This is a genomic window from Streptomyces toyocaensis, assembly GCF_000725125.1.
Lineage (GTDB): Bacteria > Actinomycetota > Actinomycetes > Streptomycetales > Streptomycetaceae > Streptomyces > Streptomyces toyocaensis.
Genome location: NZ_JFCB01000009.1, coordinates 79,102 through 92,624, shown reverse-complemented (window position 1 = coordinate 92,624; position 13,523 = coordinate 79,102). Strand labels below are relative to the sequence as shown.

At 72.4% G+C, this 13,523-nt stretch carries 14 protein-coding genes; 8 read left to right on the top strand and 6 right to left on the bottom strand.

Annotated features, from left to right (window positions below; genetic code table 11):
- The first annotated feature begins 352 nt into the window (after positions 1-352).
- Entirely contained in the window at positions 353-895 is a 543-nt protein-coding gene (locus BU52_RS12710; protein WP_037933016.1) for a hypothetical protein, read from the top strand.
- On the opposite strand, the gene BU52_RS12705 is transcribed toward BU52_RS12710, so the two are convergent.
- From BU52_RS12705 to BU52_RS12695, 4 genes are all read right to left on the bottom strand, one after another.
- Positions 864-1,484, bottom strand: coding sequence for a Maf family protein (locus BU52_RS12705; RefSeq protein ID WP_037932740.1), 621 nt, complete (start codon positions 1,482-1,484; stop codon positions 864-866). The genes BU52_RS12710 and BU52_RS12705 overlap by 32 nt on opposite strands.
- A gap of 31 nt (positions 1,485-1,515) precedes the next feature.
- Positions 1,516-1,644 (bottom strand): morphogenic membrane protein MmpB, encoded by a 129-nt coding sequence (gene mmpB / locus BU52_RS36815; RefSeq protein WP_106979509.1) that lies wholly within the window; start codon positions 1,642-1,644, stop codon positions 1,516-1,518.
- Between the two features lie 167 nt (positions 1,645-1,811).
- The gene (locus BU52_RS12700; RefSeq protein ID WP_037932738.1) at positions 1,812-2,021 is read right to left on the bottom strand and encodes an acyl-CoA carboxylase epsilon subunit; all 210 of its coding nucleotides are present in this window, start codon (positions 2,019-2,021) and stop codon (positions 1,812-1,814) included.
- 9 nt (positions 2,022-2,030) lie between these two features.
- Positions 2,031-3,620 carry an acyl-CoA carboxylase subunit beta gene (locus BU52_RS12695; RefSeq protein WP_037932734.1) on the bottom strand — a complete coding sequence of 530 codons (1,590 nt, stop codon included), beginning with the start codon at positions 3,618-3,620 and terminating at the stop codon, positions 2,031-2,033.
- Between the two features lie 110 nt (positions 3,621-3,730).
- Here BU52_RS12695 and BU52_RS12690 point away from each other — a divergent pair, with 110 nt between their 5' ends.
- Positions 3,731-4,600 (top strand): biotin--[acetyl-CoA-carboxylase] ligase, encoded by an 870-nt coding sequence (locus tag BU52_RS12690; protein WP_037932731.1) that lies wholly within the window; start codon positions 3,731-3,733, stop codon positions 4,598-4,600.
- A 683-nt stretch (positions 4,601-5,283) separates the two neighbouring features.
- Positions 5,284-6,393 (top strand): adenylate/guanylate cyclase domain-containing protein, encoded by a 1,110-nt coding sequence (locus BU52_RS12685; RefSeq protein ID WP_037932728.1) that lies wholly within the window; start codon positions 5,284-5,286, stop codon positions 6,391-6,393.
- Here the strand turns inward: BU52_RS12685 and BU52_RS12680 are convergent.
- A complete protein-coding gene (locus tag BU52_RS12680; protein WP_051858150.1) occupies positions 6,390-7,001 on the bottom strand; it encodes a hypothetical protein in 612 nt (203 codons plus the stop codon). The two genes, BU52_RS12685 and BU52_RS12680, sit on opposite strands and share 4 nt — an antisense overlap.
- 208 nt (positions 7,002-7,209) lie before the next feature.
- Here BU52_RS12680 and BU52_RS12675 point away from each other — a divergent pair, with 208 nt between their 5' ends.
- From BU52_RS12675 to hutH, 3 genes are all read left to right on the top strand, one after another.
- Positions 7,210-8,010 carry an enoyl-CoA hydratase/isomerase family protein gene (locus tag BU52_RS12675; protein WP_037932725.1) on the top strand — a complete coding sequence of 267 codons (801 nt, stop codon included), beginning with the start codon at positions 7,210-7,212 and terminating at the stop codon, positions 8,008-8,010.
- Positions 8,011-8,075: 65 nt separating this feature from the next.
- On the top strand, positions 8,076-9,224 hold the full coding sequence (locus tag BU52_RS12670; protein ID WP_037932722.1) for a GGDEF domain-containing protein: 1,149 nt from the start codon (positions 8,076-8,078) through the stop codon (positions 9,222-9,224).
- A 90-nt stretch (positions 9,225-9,314) separates the two neighbouring features.
- Complete coding sequence (gene hutH, locus BU52_RS12665) at positions 9,315-10,853, top strand: histidine ammonia-lyase (RefSeq protein WP_037932719.1); 1,539 nt, start codon at positions 9,315-9,317, stop codon at positions 10,851-10,853.
- A 57-nt stretch (positions 10,854-10,910) separates the two neighbouring features.
- Here hutH and BU52_RS12660 read toward each other — a convergent pair whose 3' ends face one another.
- Positions 10,911-11,237, bottom strand: a complete 327-nt coding sequence (locus BU52_RS12660; RefSeq protein WP_167343514.1) for an LPXTG cell wall anchor domain-containing protein — start codon at positions 11,235-11,237, stop codon at positions 10,911-10,913.
- Positions 11,238-11,346: 109 nt separating this feature from the next.
- Here BU52_RS12660 and BU52_RS12655 point away from each other — a divergent pair, with 109 nt between their 5' ends.
- Together BU52_RS12655 and BU52_RS12650 are read left to right on the top strand one after the other, a co-directional pair.
- Positions 11,347-11,727: a hypothetical protein gene (locus tag BU52_RS12655; protein WP_051858148.1), complete on the top strand. Its 381-nt coding sequence runs from the start codon at positions 11,347-11,349 to the stop codon at positions 11,725-11,727.
- A 237-nt stretch (positions 11,728-11,964) separates the two neighbouring features.
- A complete protein-coding gene (locus BU52_RS12650; protein ID WP_037933009.1) occupies positions 11,965-13,215 on the top strand; it encodes a L,D-transpeptidase in 1,251 nt (416 codons plus the stop codon).
- The last annotated feature ends 308 nt before the right edge of the window (positions 13,216-13,523 follow it).

Sequence of the window (13,523 nt, the reverse complement as noted above, 5' to 3'; positions counted from 1 at the left end):
CCTCCTTGAAACAAGCCGAGTTTAGGGACTGCCGACACGGCACTTCGACCCGTCCCCAGAGGTGAGCTTGCCCACACGGAGCGTGATACGAGGCTCGCTGGCCCCGCGAAATCCCTTGTCGCACCGCGGTAGGCAGGACTCCTCCCGGAAACCCTAGCCGTCCTGTGTGGTCAAGGTCTCTGTAAGGGCGTGCTGCGGCCCACTTCGTTTCTTTGTCGAGTCCCTACGAATGGCCCAATGATTCTTTGCCGTCCACGGAACCCTTGTACCGAGGTTTACCAGTCAGTAGCCTTCGCGTCGGCCCGAAGATACTCGGGGTAACCGCAGTCGTGCTCGGAAGTGGGTGGGGCCGGTGGTGCGCAGACCGGTGGCGTGGATCGTGGCGCTCGTGCTGTTCGCGGAGGCGCTCGGCATCGCGGCGGTGAACTGGTTCCTGGGCGTCGTCGTCGACCGGCAGGACATGTCGCTGGCGGGTCTCGACCCGCACATGATGTCGGTGTCCTCGAAGATCGGGGGGATCGTCTTCGGGCTCTACTTCGCGCTGTGCGGTCTGGTGGCCCTGCTGGTCGCGCTGCGGGACCGGGCGCCGGCAGGCGTCGGCCGGGTGCTGCTGATCAGCGCCGCGGTGGTGCACGGGCTGCTGGGCGCGTTCGCGTGGGGGCTGATCGGCTGGACCGCGTTCCTGGCCATGGTGGTCGTCCTCGGACTCATCGTGTTGCTCCTGATGACGTACGACGGCCGTTCCGGCGAGTCCGCCGGCACCGCTCCCGAGAGCGGCACCGGCGGCACCGGCGGCACCGGCGGCACGGACGGTCCGGGCCGCACGGACGGTCCGGGCGGCACCGGAAGCGACCGCTCGCCGGTCACCCCTCCGGCGGCGCCCACAGTTCCGTGATGCCGACGCCCAGGTCGGCCAGCAGACGGCGTACCAGGGGCAGGCTGATGCCGATCACGTTGCCGTGGTCGCCGTCGATACCGTCGATGAACGGCGCCGAGCGGCCGTCCAGGGTGAACGCCCCGGCGACGTGGAGCGGTTCGCCGGAGGCGACGTAGGCGGCGATCTCCTCGTCGGTGGGGTCACCGAAACGGACGACGGTGGAGGCGGTGGCCGAGACGTACCTGCCGCTGAGGGTGTCGTAGACGCAGTGGCCGGTCTGGAGCGTGCCCGCGCGGCCCCGCATGGCCTTCCAGCGGGCGGTGGCCTCCTCGGTGTCCGCGGGCTTGCCGAGGGCCTGGCCGTCCAGTTCCAGGACCGAGTCGCAGCCGATCACCAGCGCACCCTTGACCTCCGGCTTCGCGGCGACGACGGAGGCCTTGGCCTCGGCCAGGGCGAGTGCCAGGTCGGCGGGGGTGGGGGCGGTGACGGCGTCCTCGTCGACCCCGCTGACGATCACTTCGGGGGCCAGGCCGGCCTGGCGGAGCAGTCCGAGCCGGGCGGGGGACTGGGAGGCGAGCACGAGGCGGCGGCGCGGCTGATCTGTCATGCGGTCAGCGTATCGACGTCGCCCGGATGCCTCACCTCACGCCGATCACGAGCATCGCGAGCACCATGGCCAGCGCCATCAGAACGCCCAGCCGCCGCAGCATGTCCTGCGTGTCCCGCAGTTCCTTCGGCGGCTCGTTCTCGGGGTCGGACCACAGCATGCCACCAGCGTGGCGCTGAGCTGGCGGGAGTCGCCTGAGTACGCGTACTCAACTTGGCCGGCCCGCGAGGGCCCGCGCGGGGTGCGCGAGGACCCTCGCGGAGTGGCGGTGACGGGCCGCACCCGGGGGTGCGGCCCGTCGTCGTCAGGCGTCCTGCCAGTACGTCGTCACGCGCCCGGCCAGTACGTCCGCGACCATGCCGTCGGCCCCGGCTGGGGCAGGCGGTGGGCGGCGACGCGGGACGGGTCGGACCAGGAGTCACGGGGTGCGGGCGCGCCGGACGGCACGGCGGAGGCCGCCGCGGCGCGGGCCCGGACCACCGCCAGTGCGGCGGCCAGCTCCTCCGGGGTCGGGTTGCCCCGTACGACCTTGATCACAGCGGCTCCTTAGAGGGGGATGTTGCCGTGCTTCTTCGGGGGCAGGCTCTCGCGCTTGGTGCGGAGCTGGCGCAGGCCGCGGACGATGTGCCGGCGGGTGTCGGACGGCATGATCACCGCGTCGACGTATCCGCGCTCGGCCGCGACGTAGGGGTTGAGGAGCGCGTCCTCGTACTCCCGCATCAGCCGGGCACGTGCCTCGTCGGGGTCCCCCGACTCGGCGATGGTGCGGCGGTGCAGGATGTTGACGGCGCCCTGCGCACCCATCACCGCGATCTGGGCGGTGGGCCAGGCCAGGTTGAGGTCGGCGCCCAGGTGCTTGGAGCCCATGACGTCGTACGCGCCGCCGAAGGCCTTGCGGGTGATCACGGTGATCAGCGGGACGGTGGCCTCGGCGTAGGCGAAGATCAGCTTGGCCCCGCGGCGGATGATGCCGTCGTGCTCCTGGTCCACACCCGGCAGGAAGCCGGGGACGTCGACGAACGTGATGACCGGGATGTTGAAGGCGTCGCAGGTCCGCACGAAGCGGGCCGCCTTCTCGGACGCGGTGATGTCCAGGCAGCCGGCGAACTGCATCGGCTGGTTGGCGACGATGCCGACGGGGCGGCCCTCGACCCGGCCGTAGCCGGTGAGGATGTTCGGCGCGAACAGCGGCTGCGTCTCGAAGAACTCGCCGTCGTCGAGGACGTGCTCGATGACGCTGTGCATGTCGTACGGCTGGTTCGCCGAGTCCGGGACGATCGTGTCGAGTTCGCGGTCCTCGTCGGTGATCGTGAGGTCCGCCTCCTCCGGGAAGGCCGGGGGCTCGGAGAGGTTGTTGGACGGGAGGTAGGAGAGGAGCTGCTTGACGTACTCGATCGCGTCCTTCTCGTCGCCGGCCATGTGGTGGGCCACGCCGGAGGTCGCGTTGTGGGTGCGGGCGCCGCCGAGCTCCTCGAAGCCGACGTCCTCGCCGGTGACCGTCTTGATGACGTCGGGGCCGGTGATGAACATGTGGCTGGTCTGGTCGACCATGATCGTGAAGTCGGTGATCGCGGGGGAGTACACCGCGCCGCCCGCGCACGGGCCGACGACCAGGCTGATCTGCGGGATCACGCCGGAGGCGTGGGTGTTGCGGCGGAAGATCTCCCCGTACGCGCCGAGGGAGGCCACGCCCTCCTGGATGCGGGCGCCGCCGGAGTCGTTGATGCCGATGACCGGGCAGCCGGTCTTCAGCGCGAAGTCCATGACCTTGACGATCTTCTGGCCGTAGACCTCGCCGAGGGCTCCGCCGAAAACGGTGAAGTCCTGGGAGAACACGGCGACCGGGCGGCCGTCGACGGTGCCGTAGCCCGTGACGACGCCGTCGCCGTAGGGGCGGTTGGCGTCGAGGCCGAAGTTGGTGGAGCGGTGCCGGGCGAACTCGTCCAGTTCGACGAAGGAACCCTCGTCGAGCAGGAGGTCGATCCGCTCACGGGCCGTCAGCTTGCCCTTGGCATGCTGCTTTTCGACGGCGCGTGCGGAGCCGGCGTGCGTCGCCTCTTCGATACGACGCTGAAGATCCGCGAGCTTGCCCGCGGTGGTGTGGATGTCAGGCTGCTGCTCTTCCGGCTCGGACATCGGGATGCGGCTCCCTGCCTGCTCAAAAGGGGGGACGGTTACTCATCCGTAGCGTAGTGGGGGGCCTTCGCTTCGGCAGTGCGGCGTTTACCACACCTAGGGTGGCTTGCATGACGCCGCGAGATGCTTCAGAGCCGTACGGGAACCGTTGGTCCGACCTGGACCGGCCGCCGCTCAACGTGGGCGCGTTGAGGCGCGGTCTGGTGCGGGAGGGGGCGCTGTGGTCGCGGGTGGACGTGGTGCAGCGGACGGGGTCGACGAACTCCGATCTGGTGGCGCGGGCGGCGGCCGGGGAGGCGGGGGAGGGCGCGGTGCTCGTCGCCGAGGAGCAGACCGCCGGGCGGGGGCGGCTCGACCGGCAGTGGAGCGCGCCGGCCCGGTCCGGGCTGTTCTTCTCCGTGCTGCTCACCCCGCGGGAGGTGCCGGTGGCCCGGTGGGGGTGGCTGCCGCTGCTGACGGGGGTGGCGGTGGCCACGGGGCTGTCGCGGGCGGCGGGGGTCGATACGGCACTGAAGTGGCCGAACGACGTGCTGGTGACCGTGGGGGGAGCCGAGCGCAAGGCCGGGGGGATCCTGGCGGAGGGCGCCGGGGAGGGGGGCGTGGTGGTCGGCGTCGGGATCAACGTCAGCCTGCGGGCGGACGAGCTGCCGGTGCCGACGGCGGGGTCGCTGGCGCTGGCGGGGGCGGTGAGTACGGACCGGGACCCGCTGCTGCGGGGGATGCTGCGGTCGCTGGAGGAGTGGTACGGGCGGTGGCGGGCGGCGGGTGGGGACGCGGGGGCGTGCGGTTTGCAGGAGACGTACGCGGCGGGGTGCGCGACGCTCGGGCGGACGGTGCGGGCGGAGCTGCCGGGGGACCGGGCGCTGGTGGGGGAGGCCGTCGCGGTGGACGGTGACGGGCGGCTGGTGCTGGCCACGGAGTCGGGGGTGCGGGAGCCGGTGGGCGCGGGTGACATCGTCCACCTGCGCCCGGCCGTGTGACGCTCGGGGGGGGTGGGCTCGGCCTTGGGCTCGGGTGGCGCCTTCGGGTGGTAGGTGGGTCGGGGTCGGGTCGGGGGTGTCCGTCCTCGGACTGGCGCGACCGGGTCGGCCGGTGGAGGTGCGGGGCGTTTGCTCGCACCAGCCGCTGCGGGCGCACACCCCCGCCCCGCCCCCTTCCCGCCGTAGGCGGCTGTCCCACGCCCACCGCGCTCCGCGCCCGCCGCCGCTTCCGCGCTCCGCGCCTGCCGCCGCTTCCGCGCTCCGCGCCTGCCGCCGCTTCCGTGGGCCGCGCCTGCCGCCGCTTCCGCGCTCCGCGCCTGCCGCCGCTTCCGCGGGCCGCCGCCTCCGCTGTCTTCGCGGGCCGCCGCACCCGCCGTGCCCGCGTTCCCGCATTCCCGCGTTCCCGCGGGCAGTCGTGCCGCTGGGGCGATGGGGGTACCTCCCGCTCATGGGGGTCCCCCCGCTCGAGCGAAGCCGAGAGTGGGGGAGGGTGGGCGCGACGGCACCCCGCAAGCGCCGGGCTGCGCGAACACCCCCGGCCCGCACCCACGCCGGGCACCTGACAAAGCACCGGGTCGCGGACCCACCCCCGGCTCAACCTGACGGAGTGAGCTGGCGCACACCTGCCGTAGAGTTGAGCCCGGTCGAACCATGGCCATGGCAGATCGGAAGGGCAGCAACGCGTGACCGTCGACGACTCGGGTTCCGGAACGGACGCGCAGGGCGCCGGCGAGGATCCGCTTGCTCTGCGCCTCGAGCAGCTCATTCTGGGCGCCGAGCGCCGCTACACGCCGTTCCAGGCCGCCCGCAGCGCCGGCGTCACCATGGAGCTGGCCACCCGTTTCTGGCGGGCCATGGGCTTCGCCGACGTCGGACAGGCCAAGGCCCTCACCGAGGCGGACGTACTCGCGCTGCGCAGGCTCGCCGGTCTGGTGGAGGCGGGGCTGCTCAGCGAGGCCATGGCGGTGCAGGTGGCACGGTCCACCGGGCAGACCACCGCACGGCTGGCCGAATGGCAGATCGACTCGTTCCTGGAAGGGCTGACCGAGCCGCCCGAACCGGGGATGACCCGTACCGAGGTCACCTATCCGATCGTCGAACTGCTCCTCCCCGAGCTGGAGGAGTTCCTGGTGTACGTCTGGCGGCGGCAGCTCGCCGCCTCCGCCGGGCGGGTCGTGCAGGGGGCCGACGACGAGGAGATGGTCGACCGCCGGCTGGCCGTCGCCTTCGCGGACCTCGTGGGGTTCACCCGGCTGACCCGGCGGATGGAGGAGGAGGAGCTCGGCGAGCTCGTCGAGGCCTTCGAGACCACGGCCGCCGATCTGGTCGCGGCGCGTGGCGGGCGGCTCATCAAGACGCTCGGTGACGAGGTGCTGTACGCGGCCGACGACGCGGGGACCGCCGCCGAGATCGCGATGCGGTTGATCGAGACCATGGCGAACGACGAGACCATGCCGGAGCTGCGGGTCGGCATGGCGTTCGGCACGGTGACCACCCGGATGGGCGATGTGTTCGGTACGACCGTGAACCTGGCCTCCCGGCTCACCTCCATAGCCCCTCGTGACGCCGTGCTCGTCGACACCGCGTTCGCCCAGGAACTGATCCGTACCGGTGACGCGCCCGCCTCCGAGGCCGCGGCGGCCGAGGCGGTGGCCGCGGCAGAGAAGGAGGGCGAGGAGCCGCCGACGTACCGGTTCGCGCTCCAGCCGATGTGGCAGCGGCCGGTGCGTGGGCTCGGTGTGGTGGAGCCCTGGCTGCTCACCCGCCGCAACGGGGCGCCGTCCTCCTCCTAGCCGGGTGCCGCGCCGCCCACGCACAGTCCGATGATCGGTACGCACAGGCCCGGGTCGGGCTCGGGGGTGGGCGGGGGCTCGGGTGCGGGGGCAGGGTTCTCCGGCCGGTGCGGCGCCGGGTCCCGGTGTTCCGGTGGTGGGGGGCCGGGGGCGCGGGGTGTGCCGGGGCCGCTCGTCGAGGGCGCGGGCGGGGTCGGGGGCGTCGTGGGCGTCGTGTCCGGGACGGCCGTGGGCGTGGGGGGCGTGGGCGGCGGCTCGGGCGGGGTGAGCGGTGTCTCGTCCTTGCCGCCCAGGGCCTTGGGTGAGGACGGGCTCGCCTCGGGGGCCGGCGTCTCGGGAGGAGGAGGGCCGACGGGGGTGGTGGTCGCCGCGGACGGGGCGGGGTGCGGGCCTGCCTCCACGCCGATGACGCCTCCGCCGTCGGGCGCCGGGGTCAGGCGGATCAGGCTCACGGTGCCCGCGGCCAGGGCCAGGCCGCCCGCGGCAAGCAGCACCTTGCGGGGGCGGGGCTTGCGGTGGCGGCCCCTGATGCGGGGGAGGAAGCCCGTGCGGGCGGGCGGCTCGGCGGTGTGCGGCGCGAACTGTGCCGGCGGTCTCTTCGGTGTCATTGCTTCCTCCCCTGCCGCGCGCCCCCGACGCGCTGCGGTGTGCGCACGCTACGCGCTGCCACGGGGAGCGGTGCCGGAGTCATCCGGATGTCACTCGAACGGGTGGGCGGGGGGTGACGGGGGAACCGGGCGTGCGCCCTTTTCCGGGCGGCCGTCGGCTGCGATGATCGGGGCGAGTGATGTTAACCCGCGTTAACCGGAGGGTGTCATGAGTGAGGAACGGTTCGGGGAGTTCGTGCTGGTGCGTCGGCACGAGCAGGGACATGTCGCGGAGCTCGTCCTCGACCGGCCCAAGGCCATGAACGCCGTGTCGACGGAGATGGCCCGGTCCATCGCCGGGGCCTGTGCGGCGCTGGGGGAGGACCGCGCGGTACGGGCCGTCGTACTGACCTCGTCGCACGAGCGGGCGTTCTGCGTGGGTGCCGATCTGAAGGAGCGCAATTCCTTCAGCGACGCCGACCTGGTGCGCCAGCGTCCCGTCGCGCGCGGGGCGTACACCGGAGTGCTCGAACTGCCGGTGCCGACGGTGGCTGCCGTGCACGGGTTCGCGCTGGGGGGCGGTTTCGAGCTGGCCCTGTCGTGCGATGTGATCGTCGCCGACCGCACGGCGGTCATGGGGCTGCCCGAGGTGTCCGTCGGGGTGATCCCGGGCGGGGGCGGTACGCAGCTGCTGCCCCGGCGGGTGGGGGCGGCCCGGGCCGCCGAGCTGATCTTCACGGCGCGTCGGGTGGAGGCCGGCGAGGCCCGTGAGCTGGGTCTGGTCGACGAGCTGGTGGAGGAGGGACGGGACCGGGAGGAGGCCCTCGCCATGGCCTCCCGGATCGCCGCGAACTCCCCGGTGGGGCTGCGGGCGGCCAAGCGGGCGCTGCGGCTGGGGCACGGCCTCGACCTGTCCGCGGGGCTCGAGGTCGAGGACGCCGCCTGGCGCTCGGTGGCGTTCTCGGGGGACCGGGCGGAGGGGGTCGCCGCCTTCAACGAGAAGCGCAGGCCGCAGTGGCCCGGGGAGTAGCCGGGCGCCGCTTCGTTCACATCCTTGATGTCCCGGTTGGTCGCGAACCTCACTAATCTGGGGGAATGGGTGAGGAGAGCCGGCTGGCGGCCGTGGTGGCGCTGGCCCAGGGCATGGCCGCCGCGCACAGTTCGCGGGAGTCCTGGCGGGCCGCGGCCGGCGGGGCCTGCCGGGCGCTGGGCGGCAGCTTCGCCGCGCTGTCGGTGTGGGAGCGGGAGCTCGGGCGGCTGCGGGTACTGGTGAACGTGGGGGAGCTGGCGGAGGGGGAGGAGGAGTTCCCCGAGGACGAGTCCTACCCGGTGCACCAGTTCGCCGAGATCGCCGAATTCCTGCACGAGCGGTGGGCGGGGGGAGGGGAGCCCGACGCGTGGGTGGAGACCGCCGAGGGCACCTCGACGGGCCGGGCCGGGTACTCCCATCGGCGGGTCGCGGCGCTCAGGCGGCGGGGGCGCGGCTGCTGCGTGATCGCGCCGATCGTGCTGCACGGTCGGGCGTGGGGCGAGCTGTACGTGGCCCGGCCGGCCGGTGTGCCCGTCTTCGGCCGGGCCGACGCGGACTTCGCGACGGTCCTGGCCGCCGTGGTGGCCGCCGGGCTCGCGCAGACCGAGCGGCTGGAGGAGGCCCGGCGGCTGGCCTTCACGGACGCGCTGACCGGGCTGGCCAACCGGCGTGCCGTGGACACCCGGCTCGACGAGGCGGTCGAGCGTCACCGGCGGGACGGGGTCGTCGTCAGCCTGGTGGTGTGCGATCTGAACGGGCTGAAGCGGGTCAACGACACGCTGGGGCACGCCGTGGGGGACCGGCTGCTGGAGCGCTTCGGGACCGTGCTGTCGCTGTGCGGGGCCATGGTGCCCGGCGCCCTGGCGGCGCGGCTCGGCGGGGACGAGTTCTGTCTGCTGGCGGTGGGGCCACCGGCCGACGAGGTCGTCAAGGCGGCCGACGAGGTGTGCCGGCGGGCGGTGGTGCTCGGCATCGGGGACGGTGTGGCCTGCGGCGTGGCGTCCACCGAGGACCCCATCGGGCCGGTGCACTCCGCCCGGCGGCTGTTCCGGCTGGCCGATGCCGCGCAGTACCGGGCCAAGGCCGAGCGGGCCGACCATCCCGTGGTGGCCGGGCGGGCCGGACCGGAGGACCCGGTCGTACGTCTCGCGGACGAGCCCTCGCGGGCGCCGGACGGGGAGCGGCGCCGGTTCCGTGGGCGGCACTCTCCGTAGCCGGCGCCCCGGTGACCCGCAGGTAAGGGGTGAGGGCCCTGCCCAGGGGTGACATCATCGAATTCACTGCGTACGCTCCTGAATATGACTATGCACACTGTGGTGGTGGGGACGTCCGGCGTGACCGCGTCCGACGTGCTCGCCGTGGCGCGCGGCGGTGCCCGCATCGAACTGTCCGCGGAGGCGGTGGCCGCCCTCACCGCGTCCCGCGAGATCGTGGACGCCCTGGCCGCCAAGCCGGACCCCGTCTACGGGGTGAGCACCGGTTTCGGCGCCCTCGCGACCCGGCACATCAGCCCGGAGCTGCGCGCGCAGCTGCAGCGCAACATCGTCCGCTCGCACGCCGCCGGCATGGGACCCCGCGTGGAGCGGGAAGTCGTCCGCGCCCTGATGTTCCTCCGGCTCAAGACCGTCTGCTCCGGGCGCACCGGGGTCCGGCCCGAGGTCGCACGGACGATGGCCGACGTCCTGAACGCCGGGATCACCCCGGTCGTCCACGAGTACGGCTCCCTCGGCTGCTCCGGCGACCTCGCCCCGCTGTCCCACTGCGCCCTCACCCTGATGGGCGAGGGGGAGGCGGAGGGCCCCGACGGGACCGTGCGGCCGGCCGGTGACCTGCTCGCCGAGCACGGCATCCGGCCCGTGGAACTGCGCGAGAAGGAAGGGCTCGCCCTCCTCAACGGCACCGACGGCATGCTCGGCATGCTGGTCATGGCCCTCGCCGACCTGGACCTCCTCTACAAGTCCGCCGACGTCACCGCCGCGCTCAGCCTGGAGGCGCTCCTCGGCACCGACAAGGTGCTCGCCCCCGAGCTGCACGCCATCCGTCCGCACCCGGGTCAGGCCGCCAGCGCCGCCAACATGCTCGCCGTACTGCAGGGTTCGGGGCTGACGGGACATCACCAGGACGACGCTCCCCGGGTGCAGGACGCCTACTCGGTGCGCTGTGCCCCGCAGGTCGCCGGCGCCGGACGGGACACCCTGGAGCACGCCCGGCTGGTCGCCGAGCGTGAACTCGCCGCAGCCGTCGACAACCCGGTCGTGCTGCCGGACGGAAGGGTGGAGTCCAACGGCAACTTCCACGGTGCCCCGGTCGCCTACGTGCTGGATTTCCTCGCCATCGCCGTGGCCGACCTCGCGTCCATCGCCGAGCGCCGCACCGACCGGCTGCTGGACAAGAACCGCAGCCACGGACTGCCGCCGTTCCTCGCCGACGACGCCGGCGTGGACTCCGGGCTGATGATCGCTCAGTACACGCAGGCCGCCCTGGTCAGCGAGTTGAAGCGGCTCGCCGTACCCGCGTCGGCGGACTCGATCCCGTCCTCCGCGATGCAGGAGGACCACGTCTCGATGGGCTGGTCGGCGGCGCGCAAACTGCGGACCGCCGTCGACAACCTCACCCGGGTCGTCGCCGTGGAGCTGTACGCCGCCACGCGGGCCGTGGAACTGCGCGAGGGGCTGACCCCGGCGCCGGCGACGCGGGCCGTCATCGAGGCCGCGCGGGCAGCGGGTGTGGGCGGCCCCGGTCCGGACCGCTACCTGGCGCCCGACCTCGAGGCGGCGGACGCGTTCGTGCGGGACGGGCGGCTGGTCGCCGCCGTGGAGAGGGGCACCGGGCCGCTGCGCTGACCCGGCGGGGCCCCGCGGCCGAGCCGCGGGGCCTGGGTGTGAGCCGGTCCGGCGGCGTCAGAAGTCCAGCCGTTCCCGGCGTACCGAGTAGACGACGAAGCCGGCGCCGAGGGCGAGGGAGGCCGTGCCGCCGATGATGTACGGGGTGCTGTCGAAGCTGCCGGTGTCCGCGAGACGGACCTCCTGGCCGGTGGTCTCCAGCGACGCCGACCTGGTGCCGGACACGGCTCTCGCCTGCTCGGTGACCTGGGCGGACGGGGTCGCCGAAGGCGCGTCCCCCGCCGGTGTGTCCGACGACGCGTTCGCGGACGGGACGAACCACAGGGCGCACAGCAGGGTGCCCGCGGCGGTGGCGGTCAGCAACGGACGGAGCGCGGATGACACGGAATATCGATCCCCTTGTGGCGCTGGCGAATTGGCCGTGTGGGGCGATGGTAGTGAATGGCGCGGGTCACGGGAAAGTCACGGGAGCCGGTGGCCGTAGGCTCCGGGGATGAGCACTCCAGAGACATCACGGTTTGTGCGGCTTCGCGTCGAGGTCGTCCTCGAAGTCGACGACGAGGACGCGTTGACCAAGGCCGCGCTGCGCAGGATCGCGGACGAGGGCGATATGCCCGCGGAGGAACGGGTACACGCCGAGAGTGCTGTGAGGGAGGACACCGCGGAGGCGCTCGCGTATCTCGTGGACCCGGTCAGCCTGGTCGGCGGGGTGCCGGGGGTCGATCTCCTGCAGGCCTCCTGGAGCAGTGAACGGATCGAGTACGACCCGGACTCCCCGGAGTGGGACCTCGACGAGGAAGACGGCGAGGAGTCCCACCACGGGTCCTACGGCGACGAGGACGAGGACGAGGACGAGGCGGGCCGGGCGGGCTGAGGCGTCTTGGGGAAATCGTGACCCCGGGCGGCAACCGCCGCCCGGTTCACGACGTCTCAACTGGCGCACTGGCCGCCGTTTTCACCGTCCGCCCCGGCGGACGTGGTGAGCCCCACACCCCCGGGCCGTGGGGAACCGGATCACCCGGTCGTAGCGTTGAAGATTGTGGACGAGGTCTCTCGGCTGCGTGCCGGGGACTCGTGGGGTTGGGATTCGGCAACGATGGAGAAGCGTGTGATGACGGACGGTAAGCGGCGCAGGGGTCTGGCGGCCGCGTCCGCTCTGCTCGGCGGAGTGCTGGTGCTCTCGGCGTGTTCCGGTGGTGACGACGGTGGCTCGGGTGGCGACGGCAAGGACACCTCCCAGGCCCAGGTGGACGAGGCGGCGGCCAAGAAGTCGTCCGCGGCGCAGATCAAGATCACGCCCAAGGACGGCTCGACCAACGCCTCCATCAACAACTCCGCCGCCGTGACCGTGAGCAAGGGCACGCTCACCGAGGTGAAGATGACCACCGCCGACGGCACCGCCGTCGCGGGTGAGATATCGGCCGACAAGAAGAGCTGGAAGCCCAGCGTCCAGCTCGAGCGCGCCACCACGTACAAGCTGTCGGCCACCGCGGAGGACTCCGAGGGCCTCGCCGCCCACGAGAACGCGTCGTTCACCACGGTCTCCCAGGCCAACAGCTTCATCGGCAACTTCACCCCGGACGACGGCACCACGGTCGGCGTCGGCATGCCGGTGTCGATCAACTTCGACAAGGCGATCACCGACAAGGCCGCCGTCCAGAAGGGCGTCACCGTCTCCACCACCAGTGGCCAGGAGGTCGCCTGCCACTGGTTCAACGCCAACCGCATGGATTGCCGGCCGGATGAGTACTGGCAGGAGGGCGCCACCGTCACCCTGAAGCTGGCCCTCGACGGTGTCGAGGGAGCCGAGGGCGTCTTCGGCGTCCAGCAGAAGACGGTCACCTTCAAGATCGGCCGGAACCAGGTCTCGTACGTCGACGCCAAGACCAAGCAGATGAAGGTCACGCAGGACGGCAAGACCGTCCGCACGATTCCGATCTCCGCCGGGGCGCCCGAGAACAAGACGTACGAGGGCCAGATGGTGATCTCCGAGAAGTTCAAGGAGACCCGGATGAACGGCGCGACGGTCGGCTTCACCGACGACGACGGCAAGGGCGAGTACGACATCAAGGACGTGCCGCACGCCATGCGCCTGAGCAACTCCGGCACCTTCATCCACGGCAACTACTGGGGTGCCAAGTCCATCTTCGGCAGTGTCAACACCAGCCACGGCTGCATCGGCCTGGCCGACGCCAAGGGCGCCGGCGACCCGAACACGCCCGGTTCCTGGTTCTACGACAACTCGATCGTCGGTGACGTGGTCGTCGTGCAGAACACCGGCGACAAGACCATCGCCCCGGACAACGGCCTCAACGGCTGGAACATGAGCTGGGAGCAGTGGAAGGCGGGCTCGGCAGTCTGACGCCACCCTCCGGACACGGAGCGACCACACCCCACGTGACCGATGCCCTCGTCCCCTCCTCCGGGAGGGGACGAGGGCATCGGTTCTTCCTTGCGCCACCCGCGTGCCGAACGGGCGGCGGGCTCCCGCCAACCCATCGTTCCCGTAACGGAGTTACGGCGGTGGCGTTACAGTCACCCGGCGACTTTGGCACCCCTTCCCGTACTGGTTGAGGCGCTTGATCACCCCCCGGCATACTGCGTGCTCCGGGGGGTGCGCGCATGCGTACAAGACCACCCCCGGCCGGGTGACCCTTTCCTCGCCCGGCG

What these genes read in the sequence shown, in the direction of transcription:
- BU52_RS12705 (WP_037932740.1), bottom strand. Translation starts at nt 1,484, where the DNA reads ATGACAGATCAGCCGCGCCGCCGCCTCGTGCTCGCCTCCCAGTCCCCC.
- mmpB (WP_106979509.1), bottom strand. Translation starts at nt 1,644, where the DNA reads ATGCTGTGGTCCGACCCCGAGAACGAGCCGCCGAAGGAACTGCGGGAC.
- BU52_RS12695 (WP_037932734.1), bottom strand. Translation starts at nt 3,620, where the DNA reads ATGTCCGAGCCGGAAGAGCAGCAGCCTGACATCCACACCACCGCGGGC.
- BU52_RS12690 (WP_037932731.1), top strand. Translation starts at nt 3,731, where the DNA reads ATGACGCCGCGAGATGCTTCAGAGCCGTACGGGAACCGTTGGTCCGAC.
- BU52_RS12680 (WP_051858150.1), bottom strand. Translation starts at nt 7,001, where the DNA reads ATGACACCGAAGAGACCGCCGGCACAGTTCGCGCCGCACACCGCCGAG.
- BU52_RS12675 (WP_037932725.1), top strand. Translation starts at nt 7,210, where the DNA reads ATGAGTGAGGAACGGTTCGGGGAGTTCGTGCTGGTGCGTCGGCACGAG.
- BU52_RS12670 (WP_037932722.1), top strand. Translation starts at nt 8,076, where the DNA reads ATGGGTGAGGAGAGCCGGCTGGCGGCCGTGGTGGCGCTGGCCCAGGGC.
- hutH (WP_037932719.1), top strand. Translation starts at nt 9,315, where the DNA reads ATGCACACTGTGGTGGTGGGGACGTCCGGCGTGACCGCGTCCGACGTG.
- BU52_RS12655 (WP_051858148.1), top strand. Translation starts at nt 11,347, where the DNA reads ATGAGCACTCCAGAGACATCACGGTTTGTGCGGCTTCGCGTCGAGGTC.
- BU52_RS12650 (WP_037933009.1), top strand. Translation starts at nt 11,965, where the DNA reads ATGACGGACGGTAAGCGGCGCAGGGGTCTGGCGGCCGCGTCCGCTCTG.